The organism is Pseudoalteromonas sp. SG45-2 (assembly GCF_014164115.1).
GTDB lineage: Bacteria > Pseudomonadota > Gammaproteobacteria > Enterobacterales > Alteromonadaceae > Pseudoalteromonas > Pseudoalteromonas distincta.
The window spans coordinates 58,679-84,441 of sequence record NZ_JACJEO010000022.1 but is presented as its reverse complement, the minus strand read 5'-3'; the positions used below and the strand labels follow the sequence as shown (position 1 = coordinate 84,441).

The following is a 25,763-nucleotide window of genomic DNA, read 5'->3' as shown; positions in this document are numbered from 1 at the left end:
TAGTTAGTTAGTTATTTTACAAATAAAAATGCCACTCTAAATAGAGTGGCATTTTTTGTTTAATCAGTAATTAATGTATTAAAGATCAAATGTGCGTGAAACAGCAAGTACAATACGCTCATCAGCATAATCGTAATCTAAGCTAGTGTTTTCAGCAGCCACTTCAATACCAAAACCTTCGTAGCTTGTTTGATAAGCTAGGCGGTAGTGCTTGTACGATTTTTTCTGGTTTGTATCCCAAGCCCACTTTTCACCATCAAGTGAGTTTGAAATATCAAAACTTGCACGTAGTGCGTGATTTGGAGCTAGTTCATAAGTGTGAGCAACCATTGAAATTACATGACCCGCACCTGTTCCAAAGTAATCCCAGCTATACCAAAAGTTAAGCTCAGTTTGGCCGTATTCACTTGCATAACCAAACTTAGTGTAAGCTTCAGCGTAGTTACCGTCACTGTTATTACCTTGATAAGTGTAATAAGCGATACCGTAATCAACGCTAAATTGCTCATCAAGTTGTACATATTTACCTAAGTAAGCATCAAGCTCAAAATCAGTGTCGTCACCAAAATCTACGTTTGAGGCCCAAACACCAGCGTAAACACCACTATCAAAGGCATAATCTAAGCTGCCTTGAATTGCAGGGTCGCTATCGGTCTGTGTTACACCATTAAAAGTGTAGTCAGACGCTGCAGTGATTGTTGTTGACCAATCAGCTGCTGCAGTTGTTGATAAAAGTGCAAATGGTAGTGCTACTACAAGTTGTTTTAGTTTGTTATTCATTATTAATCCCTAGTGTACTGTGTCTATTTTTGTGTAATCAATTGCGTTTGCTTTTGGTGAGCTATCTATATTCGTTACTGTTTTAAATTTACTGTAACCAATAAAGGCTGCACAGATAAAGAACAAGCCGATAACTAATGCGCCTACCCACTGAATTTGTAAAAATTCTAATTTAAACAATAGTGTAAGTAATGATAGAGCAACAACATTTCCGATTATGTATTTCATTTTGCCAAAACGCTTTACGGTAAAGTTTAGGTTATCTGTATATAAACGCACTAACGAATCAAGTGAGTTAATTACAAATACAATACCTACAAATACCATAGCGAAGTTTTTAATACCTTGAGTTGGGATGCCCGCTTCATGGTAGTGATAAAGTACGCTAAACCAAATCGCAATAGGAATAGAAGGGAAAATCAACATTGCAGCTAATACTTGGTATGTTTTAAGTCCACCAACAAAGCGTGATGTAAATTGACCAATCATTATGCTCCACGCAAACCACCAGAATAAGTAAAACTCATGGTAATCATTAAGCGGTAAAACAAATTCATTAATGTTTGCAAAGTAAGTACCAATAGAACCTAAGTTATCTGTAAATGCTGACATTTGACTATCACCTATTACAAATGCGCCAGCCCACATAAAGGCGATTAAGGCTAAGAATAACCACGTAGTAGAAATACTTAAAATACGTACATATTTAATGTCAGTACTTGAGTACACAGCAAAACAAATAGCCGCGAATACAATTAAATAAAACTCAGAAACTATACTTGTTCCATCGCCTAATTCGGGTAAATACCATGGTAGGTTCGTAAGCAGTAAATAAGCGGTAAATGCACATGTACCAATAATTACAACGTTATTGATAAATTTAACCCAAGGAATTTCGAAAAATTTCACTTTAGGTTCTATTACACAGAAATAAAAGCACGTAAGAAAGTAAAATCCCCAGATCAAAAATCCCCAGTAGCCAAACTCAATAGCCAGTGGATTTGCAAACGCGTATTCTGGGCTTGCTTTTATGTCTGCATAACCTGCAAACTCAGTTAAAGGAAACATAATAAGGCCAACATCTAGGCCAGAAGTAAATAGTATTGCTATAAAGGTAAAGGTTCGAACTGGTGTTACACCTACTACGCGAACATTACCCCATTTAATTAAAATAGTGATAATAGCAAGTAAGGTAAAAATGATGCCTGCATTAAGCCAAATAGTCATTGTTACCCTCCAGTAATGAATAAAAATAATTCATAAGCACTCCGTATTTTATTGTTTTATTCTCGCATTAACACAACGTAACCTATTTACATCGTGTGCCACTGCAAGGCACGCATTGGTTTAGCCCGACGAGACTAAACCTAAGCATGTGGCTAAAGTTAGATCTCCGTACTACGTTGTGTTTCTTGCCAGTTTGTTGTTATGGCAACATTCACATCCGATTTCTGTAATGGTTCTTTACCTAAAATTATGTCAGCTGCTTTTTCGGCAACCATAATAGTAGGCGCATTCAAGTTTCCGTTAGGAACTGTTGGGAATATAGATGAGTCAACAACACGTAGTCCTTCAATACCATGTACTTGCGTATTTGAATTAACAACGGCCATATCATCTTCACCCATTTTGCATGAGCAAGAAGGGTGGTAGGCACTTTCTACGGCTTGGCGTACAAAGGCATCTATTTCTTCATCTGTTTGAATATGTTTACCTGGTTGAATTTCTTCATCGCGGTATTCATCAAAGGCACTTTGTTCGATTATGTCGCGTGTTAAGCGAACGCACGCTCTAAAGCCTTCAATATCGTCTTGGTGTTCAAGGTAATTAAATAAAATGGTTGGTGGTTGCTCAGGGTTCGCAGAAGCAATAGTGACACTACCGCGACTTTTTGGTTTGTTATGACCAACATGTACCTGAAAACCATGACCTGCAAATGCACTTCTACCATCGTAACGCATAGCCGCTGGTAAAAAGTGATATTGAATATCTGGCCATTCAACACCTGGTTTTGAGCGAATAAACGCACACGATTCAAAATGATTCGTTGCACCTAAACCCGAACGCGTTAATAACCAGCGCGCACCAATCAACCCTTTTGAAACAATGCCTAGTTTGCCGTTAAGCGTGATAGGTTGCTTACACTTGTATTGAAAGTAAAACTCAAGATGATCTTGTAAGTTTTGACCTACACCTGGTAGATGATGCTGTACTTCAACGCCTGCTTTTTCAAGCGATTGAGTATCACCAATACCAGAGAGTTGTAAAATATGTGGAGAGCCGATTGGGCCTGCACTTAATATTACGTCTTTTGCAGCATGTGCTGTTTTAACGTCGCCATTTACTTTGTATTCAATGCCTGTGGCTTTTTTACCATCTAAAATCACGCGCTGTGCTAGTGCACCTGTAATAATTGTTAAATTACTACGTGATTTAACAGGGTCTAAATACTCACGCGAAGCAGAGCTGCGCACGCCGTCTTTTACGGTCATGTGCATTGGGCCAAAACCCTCTTGCTGCGATGCATTATAATCATCTGTAGACGCGTAACCGGCTTGTACACCTGCTTTGATAAAGGTGCGGTAAAGCGGGTTTTTCATTTCGTTGCCGTTATTAACGCCAAGCGGGCCTTTGCCACCACGGTAAGTATTTTCACCAAGATAAAAGCTTTCTGCTTTTTGAAAATACGGTAAACACGATTGGTAATCCCAGCCGTTTGCACCGTGTTGCTGCCATTCGTCAAAATCTTTTGCATGGCCACGTACGTATACCATGCCGTTGATAGATGACGAGCCGCCTAATACTTTGCCTCGAGGACAATGCATCTCACGGTTATCTAAATGAGGCTCAGGCTGCGTATGAAACTGCCATGCATATTTGTCACTATTCATAGGAATAGATAACGCGGTTGGCATTTTTATAAAAATACTTTTATCACTACCGCCAGTTTCAAGTAGTAACACGCGGTTACTTGAATCTTCAGATAAACGGTTTGCTAAAACACAACCCGCCGAACCCGCGCCAACAATAATATAGTCGTAATGATTACTCATAGTAGGGCGCCTTAAAATGGGCTTTCTATGTCGGCCATACCAACATAAATAGACTTAGTTTGCGTGTATTGATCAAGAGTTTGTATACCATTTTCACGGCCAATACCCGATTGCTTATAACCGCCAACAGGCATTTCAGCAGGTGAGTTACCGTATGCATTAATCCAACAAATACCGGCTTGTAACTTATGGATAACGCGGTGCGCACGTTTAATATCGCTAGTAAATACGCCTGCGGCCAAGCCTAGGTGGGTTGCGTTAGCGCGTGCAATAACATCGTCTTCGTCGTCAAAAACAAGCACGCTCATTACAGGGCCAAATATTTCTTCTTTAACGATTGTCATATCGTCGTTGCAATCAATGAACACAGTTGGTGCTACAAAATAGCCATTAGGTGCAGATTCAGGTGAAAGCGTTGTACCACCAGTTAATAGCGTTGCACCTTCTTCGATGCCTTTATTAACGTAGCTCATTACTAGTTCTTGGTGCTTTTTAGAGATAAGTGCGCCAAAGTTTGTATTTAAATCTTGTGGGTCGCCAGCAATAATGTTTTTCTCAGTGCGCGCTTTAAGTTCATCAATAAACTGCTGATATACATTTTTATGAACGTAAATACGTGTACAGTTAGTACAAATTTCGCCTTGCGTATAAAAGTTACCTAACATAGCAGCGCTAACCGCTTGCTCTATGTTGGCATCATCAAATACTAATAGTGGAGATTTACCACCAAGTTCCATCGTGACATCTTTTAACGTACCGGCAGCACTCGCTACTACTTTTTTACCTGTGCCTACTTCACCCGTAAACGATACTTTATCAATATCGCTATGCTGCGTTAGCCACTGGCCTACATCGCCTGCGCCTTGAACAACATTAAACACACCTGCAGGTACACCAGCTTCAACAAACACTTCTGCAAGTTTAATAGCGCCAAGTGGTGTTTCTTCAGATGGTTTAAATATAAATGCATTACCAGCAGCAAGGGCAGGGCCCGACTTCCAACATGCAATTTGTAGTGGGTAGTTCCATGCACCTATACCCGCACAGATACCTAATGGCTCTTTACGTGTGTAGTAAAAGTCATCACCAACTATTTGTTGTTGGCCTACTTGTGCTGGCGCAAGGCCTGCAAAGTATTCAATTACATCAGCGCCGGTTTCAATATCAACACAATTAGCTTCTTGCATTGGTTTGCCGGTGTCGAGTACTTCTACAAGTGCTAGCTCATCATTGCGCTCGCGTAAAATAGCCACTGCTTTTAATAAAATACGACTACGTTCAATAGGTGTCATTGCTGACCACTGTGCAAAACCTTGCTTTGCACTGGCAATGGCTGCGTTTTGAATAAATTCGTCGGCAATTTCTACTGCGTAAATAACCTCACCCGTTGCTGGGTTTGTTACATCAAATGTTTTGCCGCTCTGGTTTGCAAGAAAATGGCCGTTAATAAAATTTTGATAGACAGGTGTAGTCACGCTAGGCTCCATATTGCTTGATAAGTGAAAGTACATAGCTCTTTGCTAACTTTTCACTGTGTTTAAACTGATTATTGTCTGATTTACTCAGTACTGCTCTTAACCATAGGCCATCGATCATTGCGGCGCTAAGTTCTGCAGCTTGATTTGCTTGCTCAATAGGCATTAATTGCTTAAAAGAAAATGCTAAATTACTTTGCAAGCGTTTACTGTTTACGTTTTGTAGTCTGTGTAATTCTTCATCATGCATCGATTGCGCCCAAAAACTTAACCACGTTCGGGTTGTATCATTACGCTGTTGTACAAGCGCAAAGTTGGCTTCGATAATAAACATTAAACGCTCAATGGCAGTGGTTTGATGATTTACTTTACTTATTAAGCCTTGCTTTAAGCTTGTTAGTAAGTATCTAACCGTGGCTTCAATTAACCCCTGCTTACCATTAAAATAATGACTAATGATACCTGACGACAAACCTGCATTTTTACTAATGCTGTTTATAGTTGTGCCTTGTAGTCCCTTAGTAGCAACTGACTCTATAGTTGCGTCAATTAGCTGCTGACGTCTGACAGGTTCCATTCCGACTTTAGGCATAATTTTTATTAATTGAACGTTCAATAAACATAAGCTTAAGGTAATAGCTCTAACAATTCAAGGCTGAAGTAAATACCTAGATGCCAAAATGTAGATTAATCATTAATAAAAGAGCAATTAATAGGACAAAGAAGATGTGGTTTTTATTTGTTTAATTTTATTTAAAACAGTAGCTTGAGAATTTAATTTTTAAATTTAATAATAGTAATGATTTGTTTACAGCAATAAATGAATAAAATGTCAAAAAACTATTAGAATAATAATAGTTAGAGTACTAATAGTATTATTTTGATACAAAAGAAAACTAAACCTGCAATTGCTTAGTGCTCTAATAAATTTATATGGAGAGTAAACTTTGTGGTTTTATCGCTTTAAAGCGCTTGGTATTGAAAGGTTAGGCATTATTAATAACGCCTTTAAAAAGTAGGGGGTAACGTCTTAGTCTATTGCCAATGTAGTCATCAGCTAAAATTTGCTGGCAAATGAAATCAATATCTTTGCTTGCTTCAAATACCCAATCAAAGCGCTCTATAGCCAGTAAAAAACCACGCTTTAAATGAGTTTGAGAACGGTACTGTTCTAGGTTGTCTTGAATAATAGAGACTTTACTTGGATTAGCTTTAAGCTCTTCTACTACTTGATTAATAAAAGTAGTATTGAGCTTACTGGTCGGGCGGTGTCTTAGTTTTCGTGGGTGCATTAGCTCTCGTTTGCAATGTTATATAATTTTTTCAAAAAGTCGTCTTTATGCTTTTCATGCTCGTAGTTAAGGTGGTAAGTATTATGAAAACCAAAGCGCAGTTCTACGCCGCTACCTTGTAGATATACGGTGTAACCGTCTACGTCTGAATATGCAGTAACTCCCTGATAATGTTTGCCTTCATCAGTCATTTCACCTTTTTGAATTATGCGTTCATATACTGCTAAAATCTGTTTATTGTCGAGTTCGTTTTTCATGTTTTATACCTTTTATTAAAAAGCTAATACGATATAGATATGAGGGTCGATCATCTTAAAAACAATAGCTAAAAAAATGTGATATTGCTTTGTAATTTGGCCTTTTTAAATTATGCTCAAAATTCATTTATTGTTGAGCTTACACCATGATAGACAAGGCGTTACTACTAAAAACTCGTGAGTTATCGGATCAATTAATTGCATTGCAAACGCCTATTAGGATACTCGATGCTATTAATTGGGATAAACAAACTAAAGAGGAGTTTTTTAGACAAAAATGTCAAAAAAATCCACTGATCGATCGTGCATACTATCAACAGCGCGATCTTGGTTTTGTACCTAGCGAGTTACGCCAAGCGTTTTCTACTTTGCACCGTAACATTATTAACCAATTGGGGCAGTTAAATCCCATAGCTCAATACATGGGAAAAATGTGCACAGAGTATAAAACAGTATTAAGTATGCTTGAGTATCGTGGCACACCAGAGTTTCATGACTTATCGGTGGAGTTATTTGGTCACCCTAAAGATTTATTTCATGCCGGTGAGCCCTCACTTTCTGAGCTAGCTAATATGCTAGATAAACCGCTGCAAAATTTACTTATAGCCGACATACTGCCTGACGACCCTAAAAATATTGATGCTGTTGATGCAGTGCGTATTCTGTCTGAGCAAGTAACTGCTAGTATGGCAGGCATAAACGTTGAGGTAATGCTTAGCGATGGTATTGTTAGTGATGCAGCCGCAGGTGCTAATAATATAAAGCTTAATCAAGATGTTAAGTTTTCTCAGCGCGAACTTGATATTTTAGAAGTTCACGAAGGGTGGATACACGTCGGTACCACTCAAAATGGTTTAGCTCAGCCTTATTTAACGTGTTTGAGTAAAGGCACGCCAAGCTCCACTATTACCCAAGAAGGCTTAGCGGTCCTTACCGAAATTATTACTTTAAAATCAACTCCAAGGCGTTTATCTAAATTAGTGAATCGTATTCAAGCCGTTACAAAGGTAATAGATGGCGCCGAGTTTGTAGACATTTACCGTGATTACGTAGCGCAAGGTTTATCAAAAGATGACAGCTACACACTTGCGCAGCGTGTATTTAGAGGCAGTACGCCAACAGGTTTGCCTTTTACAAAAGATATTGCTTACATTAAAGGCTTTGTACTGGTTTATAACTTAATACGCGTTGCAATACAGCTTGGTCGAATAGATAGACTTCCTTTATTACTGGTAGGTAAAATATCGATAGATGATTTTAGATTAATATCGCAGCTTCATGATTTAGGTGTAATAGAGAGTCCACAATTTGTACCACCACACTTTAAAGATTTACGCGGTTTGGCAACTTGGTTGAGCTTCGGTCGTTTTATTGGCGACTTGTCGTTTGAAAAGTTAGAAAACGATTATAAACCGCTATTTTTATAATTAATCAATATAACTTATCGACACATCGACATAAAAAAAGCCCATAACGGGCTTTTTAAAATAAGGTACTTTAGGTTTTGCTATCGAGCGTTCGTGCTTTCAAATATTTTGTCAGCTGAGGCTGCAACAAAACCAGTATAAAGCTCGCCGTCTGCTTTAGGGTAACGAATAGCAAACTCATAAAAGCAGCTAGGAATGCTCATATCACCATTACTAAAGGTAACTGAGTATTCATCAGCAAGTGTTGACGATTGCTCTAGTAACACCTCTGGTGAGCCTTTAACTTCACCGCCTGACGTATTAAGCGAAAAGCCGGCGTCTTTTAGGGCTTGATTAACATCATGAATGTTATCAAACTTAGCAAGCGTATTAATATTTACGGTAAAGTGATTGGCGCGGTAACCCCACGCCGACATCCACGCTGCATACTCGCTTTCAGCTAGCAGCTGCTTATAAGTATCGGTGCTTACTTGCCAATGCGTGCCTGAATATAAAAAGTTGTCTGCTGTAACTGCACTTTCGTCAATTTGGCTTACCATATCTGTCACGATGGCTTGTAACTCTGGCGAGCATTTTTCTACTAATAGTTCAGAGATAAACACTTTTGGCTGATTAGGATCGCTATGCTCGTAGTGCTTTGCATAGAGTTTTTTAGCTTCAAAATGGTACTCACCACATTCTTTGTAACCAATAGCTAAAAAGTGAGCAGCGAGCTTTTCAAGACCCACTTTTTCAATATTAAACGTACGCAGCGCAATATGATCGTTAATAATGTCATCTTTTTGCGTTGACCCTAAAAGGTCATGAATTTTGTCTGCCGATGGTGTTACGTTTAAGTAGTTTTTCCAAAGGCTCTCAAATAATGTGTTTACATCAGTATGCATGTTAAATCCTTAAATCTAAAATTTTGGTTTTATTGCTTATTCAATTACCAAGCCTGGCGCTAGGGTTTGCGGTAAGCTCACTTTGTCTGACTCAACAGACGCCACAGGGTATGCACAATAATCGGCGGCATAATAGGCACTTGCTCTGTGATTACCACTGGCGCCTATGCCGCCAAATGGAGCCGCGCTAGAGGCACCCGTAATAGGGCGGTTCCAGTTAACAATACCTGCACGGATGCGCTTTAAGAAGTGAGTGTAATCATCTTCACTGTCGCTAAGTAAACCTGCAGATAAGCCAAAGCTTGTGTTGTTAGCTTCAATAATTGCGCTGTCAAAGTCGTTGTAACGATACACTTTAATAAGCGGTCCAAAATGTTCTTCATCTGGCATATCGGTAATGTTTGTTACATCAATAATGCCTGGGCTTACAAAACCGGTGCCTGATTTTAATTGCTTAAGTTCAACAAGGATTTGCGCACCTTTTGAGACTAATTCACTTTGTGCGGCAACCATACCCAGTGCTGCTTTTTCGCTTATCATTGCACCCATAAAAGGCTGCTCTGTAGCAAAGCTGTCGTCTACAACTATGTTTTTAGTTGCGCTTATTAGCTTTTCTAAAATAGCATCGCCATTGAGCGACTTTTCAATAAATAAGCGACGTGCACACGTACAGCGCTGACCTGAGGTAATAAAGCCTGATTGAATAATATCGTGTACAGCGGCGCTTATATCGCTCACATCTTTTACAATAAGAGGATTATTGCCGCCCATTTCAAGTGCTAAAATTTTGCCAGGGTGTCCTGCAAACTGTTTATGTAATAAGTGACCTGTGTTTGAACTACCGGTAAAAAACAAGCCATCTATATCTTTATGAGATGCAAGTGCTTTACCTGTTTCAATTTCACCTTGGACAAGGTTGATAACACCCGCTGGCAAACCTGCTTTTAACCAAAGTGAGAGGGTAAATTCTGCAACGTGCGGAGTCAATTCTGATGGCTTAAATACAACGGTATTACCGGCTAAAATTGCAGGAACAATATGCCCGTTTGGCAAATGCCCCGGAAAGTTATATGGGCCAAAAATAGCCACAACGCCATGCGGTTTGTGTCTAATAAACGCTTTAGCTCCGGGCATTGGGTTTTCGGTTGTACCTGTACGCTCATGGTACGCTTTTACAGATATAGCTACTTTGCCTGTCATTGCGCCCACTTCGGTGCGGGTTTCCCATAATGGCTTACCCGTTTCGCGTGCAATAATAGTAGCAAATTCTTCGCTGTGTTCTTTTAATTGTGCTGCGAAGTTTTCTAAAATGGCGATACGCTCTTTAAGTGGTTTGTCTGCCCATTGTAATTGCGCGGCTCTAGCTGCTTTTATAGCTGAATTTACTTGATCAGTGTTTGCGCCATTACCTTGCCATACCACATCGCCATTACTTGGATTGATTGACTCAAATGCTGGACCAAGTCCCACATGCCACTGATTATTAATTAGGTGTGTATTCATAAATTATTTACAGGCGGAAAAATCGCGCTGCATCTCCTTGGCTTAAATTAAGTGCCTTAGCCACATCTTGGCTAATGACGAGGGTATGTTTTGCATGATTGTAGTGTGCTTCTTTGGTAAATGTTGCTCTAAAGCCACTTACGCCTTGATTACATACAGCCAGCGTATCAGAGCTATTTTGTGATATGTGATCAAGCTCACCAATAGTAATAGGGCAAACTTGAGAGTCGCGAATGCTGCGAATATTACCAAGCTTTGCTTCAACCGTTGGGCCTGCGTCAAATAAATCAACGTAGCCTCTGTGCTCAAAACCTTCTTTTTCTAATAATTTTAGCGCAGGTTTTGTTTTTTCATGCACATGCCCAATAACTGCTTGGGCTTTTTTACTAAGCAAGTTCACATAAATAGGGTATTTAGGCATTAACTCGCTAATAAACACCTTATCGCCTAAGCCAACTAAGTGATCCGCTTGTGGAAATTCGATACTAAAAAAGTGCTCTTGTAGCCATTGCCAAAAAGGAGAATGACCGTCTTCGTCGCTAACACCGCGCATTTCTGCGATAACAGTATCGGCAAAACGCTCGCTGTGCTGAGCCATAAACAAAAAGCGTGAACGAGATAAAAATCGACCTGTTAAACCTTTACGGCTATTTTCGCGCAAAAATAATGTACATATTTCTGAGCAACCAGTGTAGTCGTTACACATGCTTAAAATATCAACGGTGTTATATACATTTAAAGTAGGCGAGTGGTGTACTGTTTTACCCAAATGATAATGATATAAAGGCACCGATAAACCTACTGCGGCTTCTATAGCGGTTGTGCCAATAACGTCACCTGTTTCACTGTCTTCTAAAACAAATAAATAGCTTTCATCAAGTGGCTGGTTAATGTTTTTGGCAAAGCTTTTTTCAGCACGTTCAATTTTTTCTTTAAGCTGTGCATCGTCCACAGGTAAAGAGGTAAACCCATGACCGGATTCAATCGCTATTTGTTTAAGCGCGTCAAAATCATTGGCAGTAATAGGACGTAATACTTGCATTTATTGCTTGCTCCAATAGCACGCCTGTAGGCGTGCTAATTTAAACTATATTAACCGTTTACTACGTCGCTAACGGCTTTTTCAAAGCGCGCTAAGCCTTCTTTAATATCTTCAAACGGAATAATTAAAGACGGTGTAAAACGAATTACATTCATACCCGCTACAAGATTCATCAAACCATTATTAGCACTGGCTACTAAAAAGTCGCGTGCGCGGCCTTCAAATTTGTCATTTAGTACTGCGCCAATTAATAAGCCTTTACCACGTACTTCGCTAAATACGTTGTATTTTTCGTTAATTGCGTTTAATCCGTCACGGAATAATTGCTCGCGCTCTTTAACACCGTTTAGTACGTCTGGTGTATTTACTGTATCAAATGCCGCTTCGGCCACAGCACAAGCAAGTGCGTTTCCGCCATAAGTAGAACCGTGAGTACCAATTTTTAAATGCTCAGCAATAGGTGTACGAGTGATCATAGCGCCAATAGGAAAACCACCACCCAATGCTTTTGCCGTTGTTAAAATGTCAGGAACAACCCCTAAACCTTCATAAGCGTATAAATCGCCTGTGCGACCAACACCCGTTTGTACTTCATCAAAAATAAGTAACGCGTTATGTTTAGTACAAAGTTCGCGTACTTTTTTAGCAAATTCATCTGTTGGTGAAATAATACCGCCTTCACCTTGTAATGGTTCCATCATAACAGCACATGTTTTATCGCTGATCAGCGCTTCAAATGCCGCTATATCGTTAAAATCACAATGTACTATGTCAGCAGGTTTTGGACCAAAGCCATCTGAATAAGCCGCTTGCCCGCCCACAGTTACTGTAAAGAATGTGCGACCATGGAAACCTTTATTAAATGCAATAATTTGCGTTTTTTCAGCGCCATATACGTCCAATGCATAACGACGAGCTAATTTAAGAGCGGCTTCGTTTGCTTCTGCGCCTGAGTTTGCAAAGTAAACTTTATCAGCAAATGTTGCTTCAACCATTTTTTGAGCTAAACGAAGTGCTGGCTCATTGGTCATAACATTTGATAAATGCCAAATTTTTTCGCCTTGCTCTTTTAATGCTTTAACTAATGCAGGATGACAGTGACCCAAACAGTTAACGGCAATACCACCGGCAAAATCAATGAACTCATTGTTATTTTGATCCCAAACGCGTGAACCTTCACCACGAACTGGAATGATTGCTGATGGATTATAGTTTGGTACCATTACGTCGTTAAATAAGTCTCTTGTTACTTGCATTTTTACACCTAAATTTAATGGGCTTAGATAAAAGATTAGTTGCTAACTCAAAGAAGAATATAGCCTTTATTCTTCAGCAAACACGTTATTATTTCTTGTAGAGGTCATTATCGAAGGTTAGCTGTTAAAATTGCAGTGCTATTTTGTGAAAAATGATTAAAATAAAAGTCAAAATAACGAAGAAAATAACCATTATGATAACTCCACAAGACGAGAAACTACTTTCTGTACTAAAAACAAACGCAAGAGCGAGTATTTCTGATCTTGCACGAATGCTTGACTTATCTCGTTCAACAGTACAAAGCCGAATGCTCAAATTAGAAGAAACCGGTGTGATTAAAGGCTATAGCGTTGATTACGGTGACGACTACCTTAGTAAAATGGTATCAGCTCATGTGTCTATAAAAGTAAGACAAAAATTAACAACTAAAACAAACATTGAGCTTAAGCAAATTGATGCTATTTCACAGCTCTATGCCATAAGTGGTGAGTTTGATTTAATTGCAGTGGTCCAAGCTCAAAATTTAGAACAGCTTAGTCATTTGTTGGACGATATAGGAAATCTTGATGGGGTGGAGCGAACAACATCTTCTGTAATTTTAGAAACTAAATTTAAGCGCTAGGGTTGGGTAGTTCCTTTGTTTTTAGTCGTTAAGTGAACACTCGGTATACTTTAGGTCAATAATAAAAAGGCTAGGGTCTGTTGAACCTTCAAGGTTAAATTAACAGCCCCCAAAAGATTCTTCCTAGGCGCTATTTTCTCTTGGTTGCCTACATAGATGCAGGGTAGGGGGCGTGAGCAGGGCGCGGAAGCTTTGCTCGGTTTTTATTTATTCTTACATGGATGTAAGCAATTAGAATAACGCAGGAGCAGTTATCGAGCACACTAGCTTATAAATCTTGCGCCGCAATTAAATAGCACCTAGTTTGAACAAATTTTTATCCACAAAGATAAACAGACCCTAGATATAAATGCATTAATTTAAATATTTAAGCGTGCTTTTTATAAGTTAATAGCAATAAATCATAGATTTAAATATTGAAGCTATTGATAAGGTACAAAATTTTGTAAAGAAAATTAATACTTTTTTATATGCATGACTATACTTGTTTTAATTTGTACATTATTTAGCAATGGATTATGCCCGCATATCTTTTCACTCTTTTGTTAGGTTTAACTGGGCCTCTCCAGTTTGGGACAAACTTACCCACCACAGCTCCTAATAATGCAGTCAACCAAGTCGAGTGTATTTTATTTGAAATGGGAGCGCCTTTTCAGCTACAAACCTTGCCATGGTTACGTGCACGTCGAGAAGTAAAGTTAGAGCGCTTAGATGGATATTTCACAACCCATTTAATGCCTGAAATGAAAGCTTATGGACGTATATCATCCCCCATTTTTTTAGAAAGCTGGTACTGGTTTACTCACCCAGAGAGCATTAATAAACCAAAAAATAAAATGCGTTATGGTGCAGTAAGAGGAAGTTATCAAGCAAATTGGTTTAAAACTCAGAATATTATTGCTGAGGTAGAAGTAAATTCATTAGAAGAAATAGTAAATGTAATGCACCATAAACGGATTGATAGAATCCTACTTGATTTAGACGATTTTGAATTAGCAGCCTCTAAGCTAGGGATCAATAAAGACGAGTACCAAAAAGAATTTTTTAGATATGTACCTTTGGGATTATTTGCTTCGCATTCCCTTATCAAACGCCTTCCTGAATTTATGCAGCAGTTCGATGAAAATATAAATACTTGTGCGCAAGCTCCATTTTCACTATCAAAAAGTGAAGAAACGCAAATACTTGATAGGCTCTACAGTAGCGCTAAAACCTTATTAAACTTACCTAGTTTAGTCGAAGAAGTTCAAATAAGTAATGAGTCTCCTTTGAGTGAGCCTGAAATTATGAAACGAGACCAGCTATGGATAAAAGAAAGTAAACACGTTGGGCATGCTGATGCGTTAACTATGCTTGATTTACCGTTATCTAAGGTATTTAAAAAATGGCAATCGCAGTTTAAAGGTGTTGTTACTGAGCTTATATTGACTGATAGCCAAGGAAAAAATATAGCAATAAGTAAGTTAACCAGTGATTACTGGCAAGGAGATGAGAATAAGTTTACTAAAATATTTAAACAGTCAAAGGACTATAACTTTGATAGCGTTACATATGATGCATCAACACATCATTTTCAAGTACAGCTAAGTTTTCCTGTTTTAGATGATAATAATAATCATATTGGAGTGTTGATTTTAGGTGTTGATGTAGAAATAGCACTCCATTCGTCAAACGAAAAGAGTAACTAACTCGATACCTTTTACATAAGTTAGCTAAGCTTTGGAACTTTTGCTTAGCTAACATTATATTATGGATGTATTTTTTCTGAGGTCGGCTTTTTTCTTATAATTTCTTTTTTGGCTTCATCAAGCTTTATAAAATAAGCATTACCGCCAATACCTTTAAACTCTTCATCTGTAAATACAATAGTATTGTCATCAAAAAAAGTGACAGCTTCTTTTTGAGTTACTATTCCTAAGTCAATTTTTGATACATCGCCAGAAAAAAACTTATCACCCTCAAAATTTTCGAATAACCAAATACTGGTTGAATCAAGTAATATCAGCTTTTTACGATCAGGGCTTAAAGCAGCCGATGTTATCCAGCATAGCTTTTCTAAAGTGGTACATGTTTTAAATGAATCTATTAACTCGGCTTTAAAATTAGCAGCATGATCGCCCACTTTATAAACCTTAGTAATACCATCAAATGGCTCTGTGCGGTTTTTAGTAAATAAATATAAGTGACGTCCTAGAGCTACAAATGCCTCTAAATCAAAATTACGGTTATTGGGCTTTATAGGACTGCCATCCATTTCGGGGTAGGTAAACTTAATTATTTCTGCTTGAGTCGTATCTGTTTTTATATCTATCGGGTTTTCTATTTTATAAATAGTGAGCCATCTACGATCGTTTTTGTTGTTACCAAAATCGCCTAAAAAGAAGTGCCCAAATTTGTTTTGGGTCATGTCTTCCCAATCAATGTTTTTAGCGTTTTCAACTAAAATTTCTTTAGCAATAGAACCGTCTTTATTGAGTCTGTATAGCTTTGGTTCATTGCCTCCGTCGTTAATAGCCCATAAACGTTGCTGTTTATCAAATTCTATTCCTGATATTTCTTTTAATTTAGGGTCAACTGAAATTTCTTTTTTACTGTATAGGGTATAAATTGAGGTACCAATAAATGCAGCTACAACTAAAAAAATGATGGTGGTAGTTATTAAAATGGTTTTTTTCAACATGAAATTAATGATATTTCAGAGTATTAGAATGATGTGTATTATCCATGATGAAGTAATATAAAAAAAGTAATTTAGGATTTTAAATTTTCTTCGGATATTTGCAGCTATAAATATTTATATATTGAACTAATGAGGCTTTTAATAGTTTGTTGGTTTGAATATTGCTCTGTATGTTAAGTATCATTTAAAGCGTATTGTATATAAGGTTAATGCACCTTTTTGGTGCAATTGAAATATTATTTGCACTGTAATAAAGCGTAAATAAAGTTTTGTTTAACTAATAACACGTTTAATGATTTTTAGATGGTTACCACATCGCCTTTTTGTTTAGTTGTATGGCCTGTGGCAAAGATTAAGTACCCTTTTTGGTTTAGTTGGAGCCTGCTATGTTGAATAAACGTTTTTTTAAAACAAAAGATGAAGCTGAAGTTACTTTTGAATTTTCTCATCCAGAGGCAGAAGAAGTTTGCTTATTAGGTGAATTTAATGATTGGAAACCAGTGCCAATGAAGCTTTATAAAAAACAAGGTGTGTTTAAATTTAAGCAACGCTTACCTATCGATCAACAATTTCACTTTCGTTACCTGATTAACGGAGACATTTGGGATAACGACCATCAAGCTGACGGTTATATCGGCAATACATTTGGCACAGAAAACAGCATAGTAAATACTCAACGCACTAATTAAGGCGATTCAATGGATGCTCTTTCGCAGTTGTTTTACCTGCATGGTATTGGCTTTGAATTCACTAAGTATACAGGTGAACAGGTATTTTTTAGCGAAGAAACGCGTAAACGTGCTTTGCAATGTTGTGGTGTTGATACAAATAATGAAGCAGGAATAGCTCAACTAACTTATGATTTAGATGCATCGCTTTGGCTTGCTTTAGTACCTAGTGTGAGTTTAGTTGAGCAAAGTACATGTTTGTTAAAGCTTCGTATAGATGAACGTCAGCAATATTTAGCCGCTAACATTGATGTCCCTTCACTTGGAATGCATTTAGCATTTGATAATCTTTATAACTTGGCTGTCACTGGTGAATATTACTTGCATGGCGTTCGCTATATTGAGCTGGCACTACCCATAGATAATATGCCAATTGGCTATCATGACGCTAATGTTCGAGTAGGTGAGCAACACGCTATTACACAAATTTGGTGCGTGCCTGAGCAAGTCTATCAAGTGGAAAACACAAAGCGCACTGGATTATCTATTCAGCTTTACACATTAAAAAACAGAGCGAATTTGGGGATTGGCGACTTTGACGATTTATTAGCGCTTACAAAACTATGCAGCTCCCAAAACATGGATTACATATTACTTAATCCACTGCATTTGTTATTTGCTGATATGCCAGAGCGAGCCAGTCCTTATAGCCCTAATAGTCGCGCTTTATTAAATCCTCTTTATATTTCTATCGTACTAAGCGAAGACGCAATAAATAACGAAAACCTTGACGCCATTATGCAGCAAGATGATGTCGCTGCACTTATTAAAAGTAATGATCAGTTTATAGATTATGAAAATGTAAGCCGTATAAAGTATACGTTATTTGAAGCGCTTTATAATCAGTTTGAATTAACGGCAAGTGATGAGCGTCGCCAAGCGTTTACTGATTTTTGTAATACTCATTCTACTACGTTAAATACCCTCGAATCAGATAACCTAATATTTGCTTATTACCTGCAATGGCAAGCGCATGTGCAACTGGCACTGTGTCAAGACAGTTGCGCAGAGAGAGGCATGGCTATTGGCTTAATAAACGACTTAGCTGTTGGTTGTGCTGGCGATGGGGCTGAATTTAAAAATCAGCAATCGTTGTTTAGCCAAGGTGCAAGTGTAGGCGCTCCACCCGATCCATGGGCTGAAGCAGGTCAAAATTGGGGCCTCCCAGCCCTCAATCCCCAAAGCCTTAGTAATAATCACTACCAATTTTACCGCTCGCTCATTCGCGCAAACATGCAAAACGTAGGTGGACTTCGAATTGACCACGTAATGGCTATTAGGCGCCTATGGTGGTGCTTTGAAAGCAATGGCGAACAAGACGGCTGTTATGTTTATTATCCGTTTGAGCATTTACTTGCCATTTTAAAAATTGAATCGCATATTAATCAGAGTATTGTTATTGGTGAAGATTTAGGCATCGTACCGCCAGAGGTTAGGGAAGCTTTGGCATCTAGCGGTATTTTTTCCAACAGCTTATTTTATTTTGAGAAACAACACAGTGGAGAGTTTTTATCGGTAGATGAGCTAGCAACACATTGTTTGTTAATGATAGCCAATCACGATGTCCCTCCATTTACAGGCTGGTGGCAACATGATGATTTAGATATTAAGCAACAATATAAGCTTATAACTTGCAATGAATACGAGCAACTAAAGCAACAGCGAATAGAAGAGCAACAAAGGTTACTACGTTTTATTAATCACCATGGCAATACAACTGAGCTTTTATTACATAGTGAAGCAGTGACTGTTTATAGCGCACTTGCATTGTGTTTAGCAGGCTCTCAATCGCGTTTATTTGCAATACAAATAGATGACTTAGATGAGCAGAAGTATCCGGTTAATATCCCCGGGACAGATAAAGAATATCCTAATTGGCGACGTGTATTAACGCATACCAGTGAAGAAATTTTTACCAAAAATGCCTCACTTTTAGCTGCTATCGATTCAATAAGGAAAGGTTAAATGAGCAGTACAACTAATGAAAATAGTTACGATGCACAAGTACACGCATTAAATACAGGGCGATTTAAAGACCCATTTAGCTTCTTAGGGGCACATAAAACGGATGCTGAGGTTGAAGTTCGTTTTTATCTACCTTGTGCAATAAGCGTAAGTGTTACATTAAATAATAAAAGTATTAAGGCGAAACGCTACCAGCAAAGTGATTTATTTATAGCCAAAGTTGATGCTTTGCCCACTGCGCCATATGAATGCATTGCTCAGTACACAGATAGCAGCGTTACCTTTTATGATGAATACAGCTTTGAAAGCACACTTGATGCAGAGGCAATGTATTTATTTAACGAAGGCAGCCTTGAACATGCTTACTCGCATTTTGGTGCACATTTTAGTACTCAACAAAACGTAGACGGTGTACGTTTTTGTGTATGGGCGCCTAATGCGGCAAGTGTCTCTATTATTGGTGAGTTTAACTTTTGGCAAGCGAATCGCCACTTTATGCGCTTTCATCCTGCAAGTGGTGTATGGGAGTTATTTGTACCAGGCCTTAAAGCTGACATGTGCTACAAATTTGCAATTACCGCGCAAAGTGGAGAGGTGCTCGAAAAGGCCGACCCCTATGCATTTAAAATGCAACAAGCACCTGGCACTGCAAGTGTACTGCAGTATAAACCAGAACCTATGAAGCTTGGCGAGCAGGCACTTCAAAACAGACAAAAGCGTAACCATATAGATGCACCAATTAGTATTTACGAAGTGCATTTAGGCTCATGGCAACGCGCTGAAAACAACCGCTATTTAAGTTACACAGAGCTTGCCGACAAACTCGTTAGCTATGCCCTTGAAATGAATTTTACTCACCTGCAACTTATGCCAATAAGTGAATACCCGTTTGATGGTTCGTGGGGGTATCAGCCTGTTGGATTATTTGCACCTACCAGCCGCTTTGGCGACTACAACAGCTTTAAATACTTTGTAGAGCAGTGCCACAAAGCTAATTTAGGTATTTTGCTTGATTGGGTACCAGGGCATTTTCCAAGCGATCCGCATGGCTTACATCGATTTGATGGCACCCATTTATATGAGCATGCTGATAAGCGCCAAGGGTTTCATCCTGATTGGAATACCTACATTTATAACTACGACCGTCCTGAAGTTAAAAGCTTTTTAATATCAAATGCTATGTATTGGCTACATCAATTTGGTTTAGATGGCCTGCGTGTAGATGCCGTAGCTTCTATGTTGTATTTAGATTACAGCCGAAAAGAAGGCGAGTGGGTTGCTAATTGTTACGGCGGGCGTGAAAACTTAGGTGCAATTGAGTGCCTAAAGCAAGTCAATATGCGCAGCTATAAAAACAACCCAGGCATTATGATGGTGGCTGAGGAGTCGACAGCATGGCCGGGTGTCACCCAAAGTGTTGAGCACAACGGTTTAGGCTTTGGTTATAAGTGGAACATGGGTTGGATGAACGATAGTTTGCATTACATGCAGCACGACCCTTTATATCGTCAGCATCATCATCATGAAATGACTTTTTCGATGGTATACGCGTTTAGCGAAAACTATATATTGCCATTAAGCCACGATGAGGTAGTACATGGTAAAGGCTCGTTAATTGAAAAAATGCCAGGCGATGATTGGCAAAAATTTGCAAATTTACGCGCTTATTACGCATTTATGTGGGCACACCCGGGTAAAAAACTCTTATTTATGGGCGGTGAAATTGCACAGCGAAAAGAGTGGGGGCACGATCATTCTATCGATTGGCATTTACTTGAGCACCAAAGCCACAGCGGTATAAAGCACACCGTAAAAGCGCTCAATACCGTTTATAAAACCCAACCCGCGTTGTATGAGCTTGATTCGAGTGCGGCTGGCTTTACCTGGATAGATAACAATAATAATCAGCAGAGTATTTTAAGTTTTGTCCGCTATGCTAAAAACGCAAAAGACTTTGTGGTTGTTATTGCTAATTTTACCCCCGCGTCATATGAAAACTATATTATTGGCGTACCGAGTAAAGGGCGTTACAAGGTTATCTTAAATACAGACAATACTCAGTTTTTTGGCTCTGGCGTTGAGGTAACTAAAGATTCATCGCAGATAGTTCACGCTACAAATGAATCAAATCATGGCTTTAAACACAGTATTTCAATTGCCATTGGTGGCTTAACAACTATTTACTTACAAAAGGTTGATGATGAGTAACCGATTTGATGTAGCACCCGGTAATGTAGAACCACTTGGCTCTAGTGTTATTGATAATGGGGTCAACTTCGCGCTTTATGCGCCTGGGGCGAGCCAAGCTTATGTATGCCTGTTTGATAAAAGTGGCCATTCAGAAATACTAAAAATGGCGATGAATATCAACGAAGGGGGTATTTGGAGTATTCATATTTCGCCATTAAACGCCGGTGCGCTTTATGGTTTTAGAGTTGAGGGTGAATATAACCCTAAAAATGGTCAACTGTTTAACGAAAATAAGCTGCTGATAGACCCATATGCAAAAGACTTGTTTGGTGAGTTTACTTGGAGTGAACGCCATTACGGGCAAATGCCAATCGGTACTAAAAGCACTGTAAATAATGCGATTGATATACCTAAATCAAAAGTAGCGGCTCCTACGTTGTATAGGCATAAAAAGCCTAACCACCGTTGGTCAAACACGGTTATTTATGAGTGTCATGTAAAAGGTACAACGTGTCGTCATCCTAAAATTCCCAAATCTCTACAAGGGAAGTTTTTAGGGTTAAGCCACCCAAGCTTTATTGAACACTTACAAAGCTTTGGTGTTACAGCCGTTGAGCTTTTGCCTGTTCATTCTTTTATTAGTGAGCAATTTTTAACAGGGAAAGGTTTGCAAAACTACTGGGGATACAACACGCTTAACTTTTTTACGCCCCATAAAGACTATTTGGTAAACGATGATATAAACGAGTTTAAGCAAATGGTTCAAGAGCTCCATGCTGCAGACATAGAAGTCATATTAGATGTTGTTTACAACCATACAGCTGAAGCAGGGGCGGATGGCCCTATACTATCGCTTAGAGGCTTTGATAACTTAGCCTATTACCGCACAGTAGAGGGCCAGCCTGACGTATATATAAACGATACCGGCTGTGGTAATACCATAAATATTGACCACCCTAAAACACTGCAACTTGTACTTGATAGCCTTCGTTATTGGGTTGAAGTAATGGGAGTTGATGGTTTTAGGTTTGATTTAGCGACCATTTTAGGCCGCTCAAAAGCAGGCTTTAGCTCCGCACATACTTTTTTACAAGTAGTTGCCCAAGACCCTGTGCTTAACAAAGTTAAGTTAATAAGTGAGCCTTGGGATATAGGCCCAGGTGGTTATCAGCTTGGTGCATTTCCGCCGCCATGGCGAGAATGGAACGATCAATATCGCGATGTAATTAGACGTTTTTGGCAAAGTGAAACAGGCATTATTGCAAGCGTTGCAAAACGTTTGCATGGATCGTTTGATATTTTTGAGCACAGCCAACGTGGGCCGCTCAATAGTATTAATTTTATAACGAGTCATGATGGTTTTACCCTTGCTGATTTAGTGAGTTATGAGCATAAACATAACGAAGCTAATGGCGAGCAAAATCGAGATGGGCACAGTGCAAATCATTCGTTTAACTGTGGGGTAGAAGGTTTTACCAGCGACTCTAAAATAAACGCACTGCGCTTACAGCAACAAAAGAACTTTTTACTTACTTTAATTCTCTCAAAAGGTGTTCCCATGATTGCTGCTGGTAGCGAAATGGCGCACTCGCAAGGGGGGAATAACAATGCTTATTGCCAAAATAATCGCACTAGTTGGCTTGCCTGGAAAGATTCTCAACTTAATCATTCGTTAACACGATTTATTGATGATGCATTAAAAATTAGACGTGCGCACAGTGCGTTTAAACACAGTGTATTTTTAGATGATATAGACGAGCGTTTTACCGTTAAGTGGTTTACCGAACAAGGTAAAACCATGACTGATGCTCACTGGCATGAAGATACCAGACAGTTTTTAATGTATAGCTTACTTGATAAGCAAAACAATCATGCATTGCTGATTGTATTTAATGCCAGTGAAAAAACAATTTTTTGTCAAATGCCCCCATCGCCAATTAATGCGCCGTGGCAAATGATTCTATCAAGTGTACATAATGCATCTGTGAGCAGTAATGAAGATGCGATGGTTGAAATTTCAGCACAAAGTAGTTGGGTTTTTAGTGCCAATTTAGAGGATGTAAGTCATGGCTAAACAAAGTGAACAAGTGTGTGTAGTAAAGGGCTGGCAAGAAGGTCCTGTTATAGATGAAAGTACGCTTAAAGATGACTTAACACGGCATTTTTATTATACCCTCGGCCGAGATAAGGTGGGTGAATCGCAGCATTATTTGTATCACGCATTAGCGCTTACTATTCGCGACAGACTTGTGGCCCGCTGCAGAGAAACGAATCAACAAATTAAGCAAGAGAAACGCCGCAAAACGGCTTACCTTTCTCTTGAGTTTTTGATGGGGCGTGCGCTAGGTAATGCTGTTTTAAATCTAGATTTAGATGAACAAGTAAGCTCAGCACTACAAGAGTACTGCACAACAATAGAAACAATTGAAGACGCCGAGCACGACGCTGGCCTAGGAAATGGTGGGCTAGGGCGCCTTGCAGCCTGCTTTTTAGATAGCTGTGCTAGTTTAGCGTTGCCTGTTATTGGCTATGGCCTACGATACGAATACGGCATGTTTAATCAATCGATTAAAGATGGTAACCAAATTGAGCAACCAGATAACTGGCTACGTGAAGGACATCCATGGGAGCTAAGCGCACCAGAGCATGCAAAACGTGTGAAGTTTGGTGGCTATGTGCAAAGTTACACAGATAAATTTGGCAGAGAGCACCGTCAATGGATGGGCTCACAAGATGTATTAGCTGTACCGTACGATGTACCTGTCCCTGGGTATAAAAACAATATCGTAAATACACTACGTCTGTGGAAATCAGAGGCAACAGATGAATTTAATTTAACCGAATTTAATGCGGGCAGTTATTCAGAAGCCGTCGCACAAAAAAATCTAGCCGAACAGATCACCATGGTGCTGTATCCAAATGACAGCAGCGAAAATGGTAAGGAGCTTAGGTTACGCCAACAATACTTTTTATCATCGGCGAGTATTCAAGACGTAATAGACCAATGGGTTTCCCAACATGGCGAGAGCTTTAGTGACTTTGCTGATTTTCATGTTTTTCAGTTAAATGACACGCATCCAAGTATTGCTGTTGCAGAGCTAATGCGTATTTTAATTGATGATTACGAATTAAATTGGAACGATGCTTGGAAAATCACAACTAAAACAATGGCCTATACAAATCATACGCTACTTCCTGAAGCGCTTGAAAAATGGTCTGTTTCGTTGTTTTCAAAATTATTGCCACGCATTTTAGAAATAGTTTACGAGATAAATGCACGCTTTTTAGCACAAGTTTCACAGCAATGGCCGGGAGATGTTGAAAAGCAACGTGCATTGTCACTGATTGAAGAGGGTGATGAGCCGCAAATTCGTATGGCTTATTTAGCTATTGTAGGTAGTTACTCTGTAAATGGCGTAGCAGCACTTCATACTGAACTGTTAAAAGCGGGATTATTTAAAGAATTTTATGCACTGTGGCCAGATAAGTTTAATAACAAAACAAATGGTGTAACGCCTCGTCGATGGCTTGCGCATTGTAATCCAGTATTAAGTGAATTAATTGGTGAAAAAATTGGCCATGATTGGGTTAAAAACTTTTCAAAAATTAGTGACCTACGTCGTTTTTATGACGACAAGGCATTTCATGAGCAGTGGCAAAATGCTAAACGTGAAAACAAACAACGTTTAGTTGATTTAGTTAAGGCGCGCTGCGATATCGATTTTGATGTATCAATGATGTTTGACGTACAAGTAAAACGTATCCACGAATACAAACGTCAGCTATTAAACATACTTCATGTGATTCATTTATATGACCGTATTCGCCGTGGGGATACCCAAGGGCTTGTTCCTCGTTGTGTTCTATTAGGTGGTAAAGCAGCACCGGGTTATTACATGGCTAAAAAAATTATTAAGCTTATTAATAACGTGGCAGAGGTTATAAATAAAGACCCTCAAGCTGCGCCATATTTACGCGTCGCCTTTTTGCCTAATTACAACGTAACCGCAATGGAAGTTATTTGTCCTGCAACTGATCTCTCAGAGCAAGTATCTACCGCAGGCAAAGAAGCGTCTGGTACTGGCAACATGAAATTTATGATGAATGGTGCATTGACAATAGGCACGCTGGATGGCGCAAACATTGAAATTAGAGATGCTGTTGGTGCTGATAACTTCTTTTTGTTTGGCGCACAAGCGCACGAAATTGACGATATTAAATCACGTTATAATCCAGAGCATTTAATATCGCAAAATAGCGATTTAAAGAATGTGATGCAATTACTCGAGAGCGGGCATTTTAATTTATTTGAACCATGCTTATTTGACGACATAACAAATGCAATTAAGAGCCCGCACGATCCATGGCTTGTTGCTCACGATTTTGAAAGTTATGTAGCAGCTCAAAAAGAAGTTGATAAAGCTTACGCAGATCAGACCTACTGGACACAAATGAGTATTTTAAATACAGCAGCCAGTGGTATGTTTTCAAGTGACAGAACCATAAGCCAATACAGTGAAGATATTTGGCATTTAGAACCCCTCAATATTAGTGAAACAGACTTAACGACAACTAAAAGCCATGCCACTAACAGCCTAGACTAAATGG

General features: G+C 38.9%; 20 protein-coding genes. 8 read left to right on the top strand and 12 right to left on the bottom strand.

From position 1 onward, the window contains the following. Positions 1 to 78: 78 nt before the first annotated feature. The 7 genes from H5116_RS15995 to H5116_RS15965 all read right to left on the bottom strand — a co-directional run bounded on the left by H5116_RS15995 (position 79) and on the right by H5116_RS15965 (position 6,857). The gene (locus H5116_RS15995) at positions 79 to 780 is read right to left on the bottom strand and encodes a TorF family putative porin (protein ID WP_024603578.1); all 702 of its coding nucleotides are present in this window, start codon (positions 778 to 780) and stop codon (positions 79 to 81) included. Between the two features lie 9 nt (positions 781 to 789). Continuing rightward, positions 790 to 2,007, bottom strand: coding sequence for a BCCT family transporter (locus H5116_RS15990; RefSeq protein WP_182716610.1), 1,218 nt, complete (start codon positions 2,005 to 2,007; stop codon positions 790 to 792). 158 nt (positions 2,008 to 2,165) lie between these two features. Continuing rightward, a complete protein-coding gene (betA, locus tag H5116_RS15985; RefSeq protein WP_182716609.1) occupies positions 2,166 to 3,833 on the bottom strand; it encodes a choline dehydrogenase in 1,668 nt (555 codons plus the stop codon). An 11-nt stretch (positions 3,834 to 3,844) separates the two neighbouring features. Continuing rightward, entirely contained in the window at positions 3,845 to 5,308 is a 1,464-nt protein-coding gene (gene betB / locus H5116_RS15980; RefSeq protein WP_182716608.1) for a betaine-aldehyde dehydrogenase, read from the bottom strand. A 1-nt stretch (position 5,309) separates the two neighbouring features. Further along, positions 5,310 to 5,885 carry a transcriptional regulator BetI gene (betI, locus tag H5116_RS15975; RefSeq protein WP_002958618.1) on the bottom strand — a complete coding sequence of 192 codons (576 nt, stop codon included), beginning with the start codon at positions 5,883 to 5,885 and terminating at the stop codon, positions 5,310 to 5,312. Positions 5,886 to 6,294: 409 nt separating this feature from the next. Then, positions 6,295 to 6,600, bottom strand: coding sequence for a hypothetical protein (locus tag H5116_RS15970; protein WP_002958617.1), 306 nt, complete (start codon positions 6,598 to 6,600; stop codon positions 6,295 to 6,297). Continuing rightward, positions 6,600 to 6,857 carry a DUF3081 domain-containing protein gene (locus H5116_RS15965; protein ID WP_024594831.1) on the bottom strand — a complete coding sequence of 86 codons (258 nt, stop codon included), beginning with the start codon at positions 6,855 to 6,857 and terminating at the stop codon, positions 6,600 to 6,602. Before H5116_RS15965 ends, H5116_RS15970 begins: the two co-directional genes overlap by 1 nt. A gap of 146 nt (positions 6,858 to 7,003) precedes the next feature. Between H5116_RS15965 and H5116_RS15960 the strand changes: the two genes are divergently transcribed. Next, positions 7,004 to 8,284 carry a flavohemoglobin expression-modulating QEGLA motif protein gene (locus tag H5116_RS15960; protein WP_002958615.1) on the top strand — a complete coding sequence of 427 codons (1,281 nt, stop codon included), beginning with the start codon at positions 7,004 to 7,006 and terminating at the stop codon, positions 8,282 to 8,284. Between the two features lie 80 nt (positions 8,285 to 8,364). On the opposite strand, the gene H5116_RS15955 is transcribed toward H5116_RS15960, so the two are convergent. Genes H5116_RS15955 through H5116_RS15940 form a run of 4 tightly spaced genes read right to left on the bottom strand, consistent with a single transcriptional unit; the run spans position 8,365 to position 12,969 of the window. After that, entirely contained in the window at positions 8,365 to 9,168 is an 804-nt protein-coding gene (locus H5116_RS15955) for a DUF1338 domain-containing protein (protein ID WP_182716607.1), read from the bottom strand. A 36-nt stretch (positions 9,169 to 9,204) separates the two neighbouring features. Continuing rightward, entirely contained in the window at positions 9,205 to 10,671 is a 1,467-nt protein-coding gene (gene astD, locus H5116_RS15950; protein ID WP_182716606.1) for a succinylglutamate-semialdehyde dehydrogenase, read from the bottom strand. Between the two features lie 7 nt (positions 10,672 to 10,678). After that, positions 10,679 to 11,713, bottom strand: coding sequence for an arginine N-succinyltransferase (gene astA / locus H5116_RS15945; RefSeq protein ID WP_182716605.1), 1,035 nt, complete (start codon positions 11,711 to 11,713; stop codon positions 10,679 to 10,681). Positions 11,714 to 11,763: 50 nt separating this feature from the next. After that, complete coding sequence (locus H5116_RS15940) at positions 11,764 to 12,969, bottom strand: aspartate aminotransferase family protein (protein WP_165724041.1); 1,206 nt, start codon at positions 12,967 to 12,969, stop codon at positions 11,764 to 11,766. Positions 12,970 to 13,163: 194 nt separating this feature from the next. Here H5116_RS15940 and H5116_RS15935 point away from each other — a divergent pair, with 194 nt between their 5' ends. Beyond that, positions 13,164 to 13,592 (top strand): Lrp/AsnC family transcriptional regulator, encoded by a 429-nt coding sequence (locus H5116_RS15935; protein ID WP_002958609.1) that lies wholly within the window; start codon positions 13,164 to 13,166, stop codon positions 13,590 to 13,592. Positions 13,593 to 14,110: 518 nt separating this feature from the next. Next, a complete protein-coding gene (locus tag H5116_RS15930; protein WP_182716604.1) occupies positions 14,111 to 15,280 on the top strand; it encodes a cache domain-containing protein in 1,170 nt (389 codons plus the stop codon). 59 nt (positions 15,281 to 15,339) lie between these two features. On the opposite strand, the gene H5116_RS15925 is transcribed toward H5116_RS15930, so the two are convergent. Continuing rightward, complete coding sequence (locus H5116_RS15925; RefSeq protein ID WP_024595451.1) at positions 15,340 to 16,272, bottom strand: hypothetical protein; 933 nt, start codon at positions 16,270 to 16,272, stop codon at positions 15,340 to 15,342. Between the two features lie 386 nt (positions 16,273 to 16,658). Between H5116_RS15925 and H5116_RS15920 the strand changes: the two genes are divergently transcribed. From H5116_RS15920 to H5116_RS15900, 5 genes are read left to right on the top strand one after another with little or no spacing between them, the layout of a single operon-like run. Beyond that, positions 16,659 to 16,961, top strand: a complete 303-nt coding sequence (locus H5116_RS15920; RefSeq protein WP_024595450.1) for an isoamylase early set domain-containing protein — start codon at positions 16,659 to 16,661, stop codon at positions 16,959 to 16,961. A 9-nt stretch (positions 16,962 to 16,970) separates the two neighbouring features. Beyond that, positions 16,971 to 18,965 (top strand): 4-alpha-glucanotransferase, encoded by a 1,995-nt coding sequence (gene malQ, locus H5116_RS15915; protein ID WP_182716603.1) that lies wholly within the window; start codon positions 16,971 to 16,973, stop codon positions 18,963 to 18,965. Further along, positions 18,966 to 21,173: a 1,4-alpha-glucan branching protein GlgB gene (gene glgB, locus H5116_RS15910; protein WP_182716602.1), complete on the top strand. Its 2,208-nt coding sequence runs from the start codon at positions 18,966 to 18,968 to the stop codon at positions 21,171 to 21,173. It begins immediately after the preceding gene. Beyond that, positions 21,166 to 23,229, top strand: a complete 2,064-nt coding sequence (gene glgX, locus H5116_RS15905) for a glycogen debranching protein GlgX (protein ID WP_165724047.1) — start codon at positions 21,166 to 21,168, stop codon at positions 23,227 to 23,229. Before glgB ends, glgX begins: the two co-directional genes overlap by 8 nt. Beyond that, the gene (locus H5116_RS15900; RefSeq protein ID WP_182716601.1) at positions 23,222 to 25,759 is read left to right on the top strand and encodes a glycogen/starch/alpha-glucan phosphorylase; all 2,538 of its coding nucleotides are present in this window, start codon (positions 23,222 to 23,224) and stop codon (positions 25,757 to 25,759) included. Before glgX ends, H5116_RS15900 begins: the two co-directional genes overlap by 8 nt. Positions 25,760 to 25,763 lie beyond the last annotated feature (4 nt).

What these genes read in the sequence shown, in the direction of transcription:
- astD (WP_182716606.1), bottom strand. Translation starts at nt 10,671, where the DNA reads ATGAATACACACCTAATTAATAATCAGTGGCATGTGGGACTTGGTCCA.
- glgB (WP_182716602.1), top strand. Translation starts at nt 18,966, where the DNA reads ATGAGCAGTACAACTAATGAAAATAGTTACGATGCACAAGTACACGCA.
- H5116_RS15920 (WP_024595450.1), top strand. Translation starts at nt 16,659, where the DNA reads ATGTTGAATAAACGTTTTTTTAAAACAAAAGATGAAGCTGAAGTTACT.
- betI (WP_002958618.1), bottom strand. Translation starts at nt 5,885, where the DNA reads ATGGAACCTGTCAGACGTCAGCAGCTAATTGACGCAACTATAGAGTCA.
- betA (WP_182716609.1), bottom strand. Translation starts at nt 3,833, where the DNA reads ATGAGTAATCATTACGACTATATTATTGTTGGCGCGGGTTCGGCGGGT.
- H5116_RS15940 (WP_165724041.1), bottom strand. Translation starts at nt 12,969, where the DNA reads ATGCAAGTAACAAGAGACTTATTTAACGACGTAATGGTACCAAACTAT.
- H5116_RS15965 (WP_024594831.1), bottom strand. Translation starts at nt 6,857, where the DNA reads ATGAAAAACGAACTCGACAATAAACAGATTTTAGCAGTATATGAACGC.
- H5116_RS15930 (WP_182716604.1), top strand. Translation starts at nt 14,111, where the DNA reads ATGCCCGCATATCTTTTCACTCTTTTGTTAGGTTTAACTGGGCCTCTC.
- H5116_RS15995 (WP_024603578.1), bottom strand. Translation starts at nt 780, where the DNA reads ATGAATAACAAACTAAAACAACTTGTAGTAGCACTACCATTTGCACTT.
- malQ (WP_182716603.1), top strand. Translation starts at nt 16,971, where the DNA reads ATGGATGCTCTTTCGCAGTTGTTTTACCTGCATGGTATTGGCTTTGAA.
- glgX (WP_165724047.1), top strand. Translation starts at nt 21,166, where the DNA reads ATGAGTAACCGATTTGATGTAGCACCCGGTAATGTAGAACCACTTGGC.
- H5116_RS15970 (WP_002958617.1), bottom strand. Translation starts at nt 6,600, where the DNA reads ATGCACCCACGAAAACTAAGACACCGCCCGACCAGTAAGCTCAATACT.
- H5116_RS15960 (WP_002958615.1), top strand. Translation starts at nt 7,004, where the DNA reads ATGATAGACAAGGCGTTACTACTAAAAACTCGTGAGTTATCGGATCAA.
- H5116_RS15900 (WP_182716601.1), top strand. Translation starts at nt 23,222, where the DNA reads ATGGCTAAACAAAGTGAACAAGTGTGTGTAGTAAAGGGCTGGCAAGAA.
- H5116_RS15925 (WP_024595451.1), bottom strand. Translation starts at nt 16,272, where the DNA reads ATGTTGAAAAAAACCATTTTAATAACTACCACCATCATTTTTTTAGTT.
- H5116_RS15955 (WP_182716607.1), bottom strand. Translation starts at nt 9,168, where the DNA reads ATGCATACTGATGTAAACACATTATTTGAGAGCCTTTGGAAAAACTAC.
- H5116_RS15935 (WP_002958609.1), top strand. Translation starts at nt 13,164, where the DNA reads ATGATAACTCCACAAGACGAGAAACTACTTTCTGTACTAAAAACAAAC.
- astA (WP_182716605.1), bottom strand. Translation starts at nt 11,713, where the DNA reads ATGCAAGTATTACGTCCTATTACTGCCAATGATTTTGACGCGCTTAAA.
- H5116_RS15990 (WP_182716610.1), bottom strand. Translation starts at nt 2,007, where the DNA reads ATGACTATTTGGCTTAATGCAGGCATCATTTTTACCTTACTTGCTATT.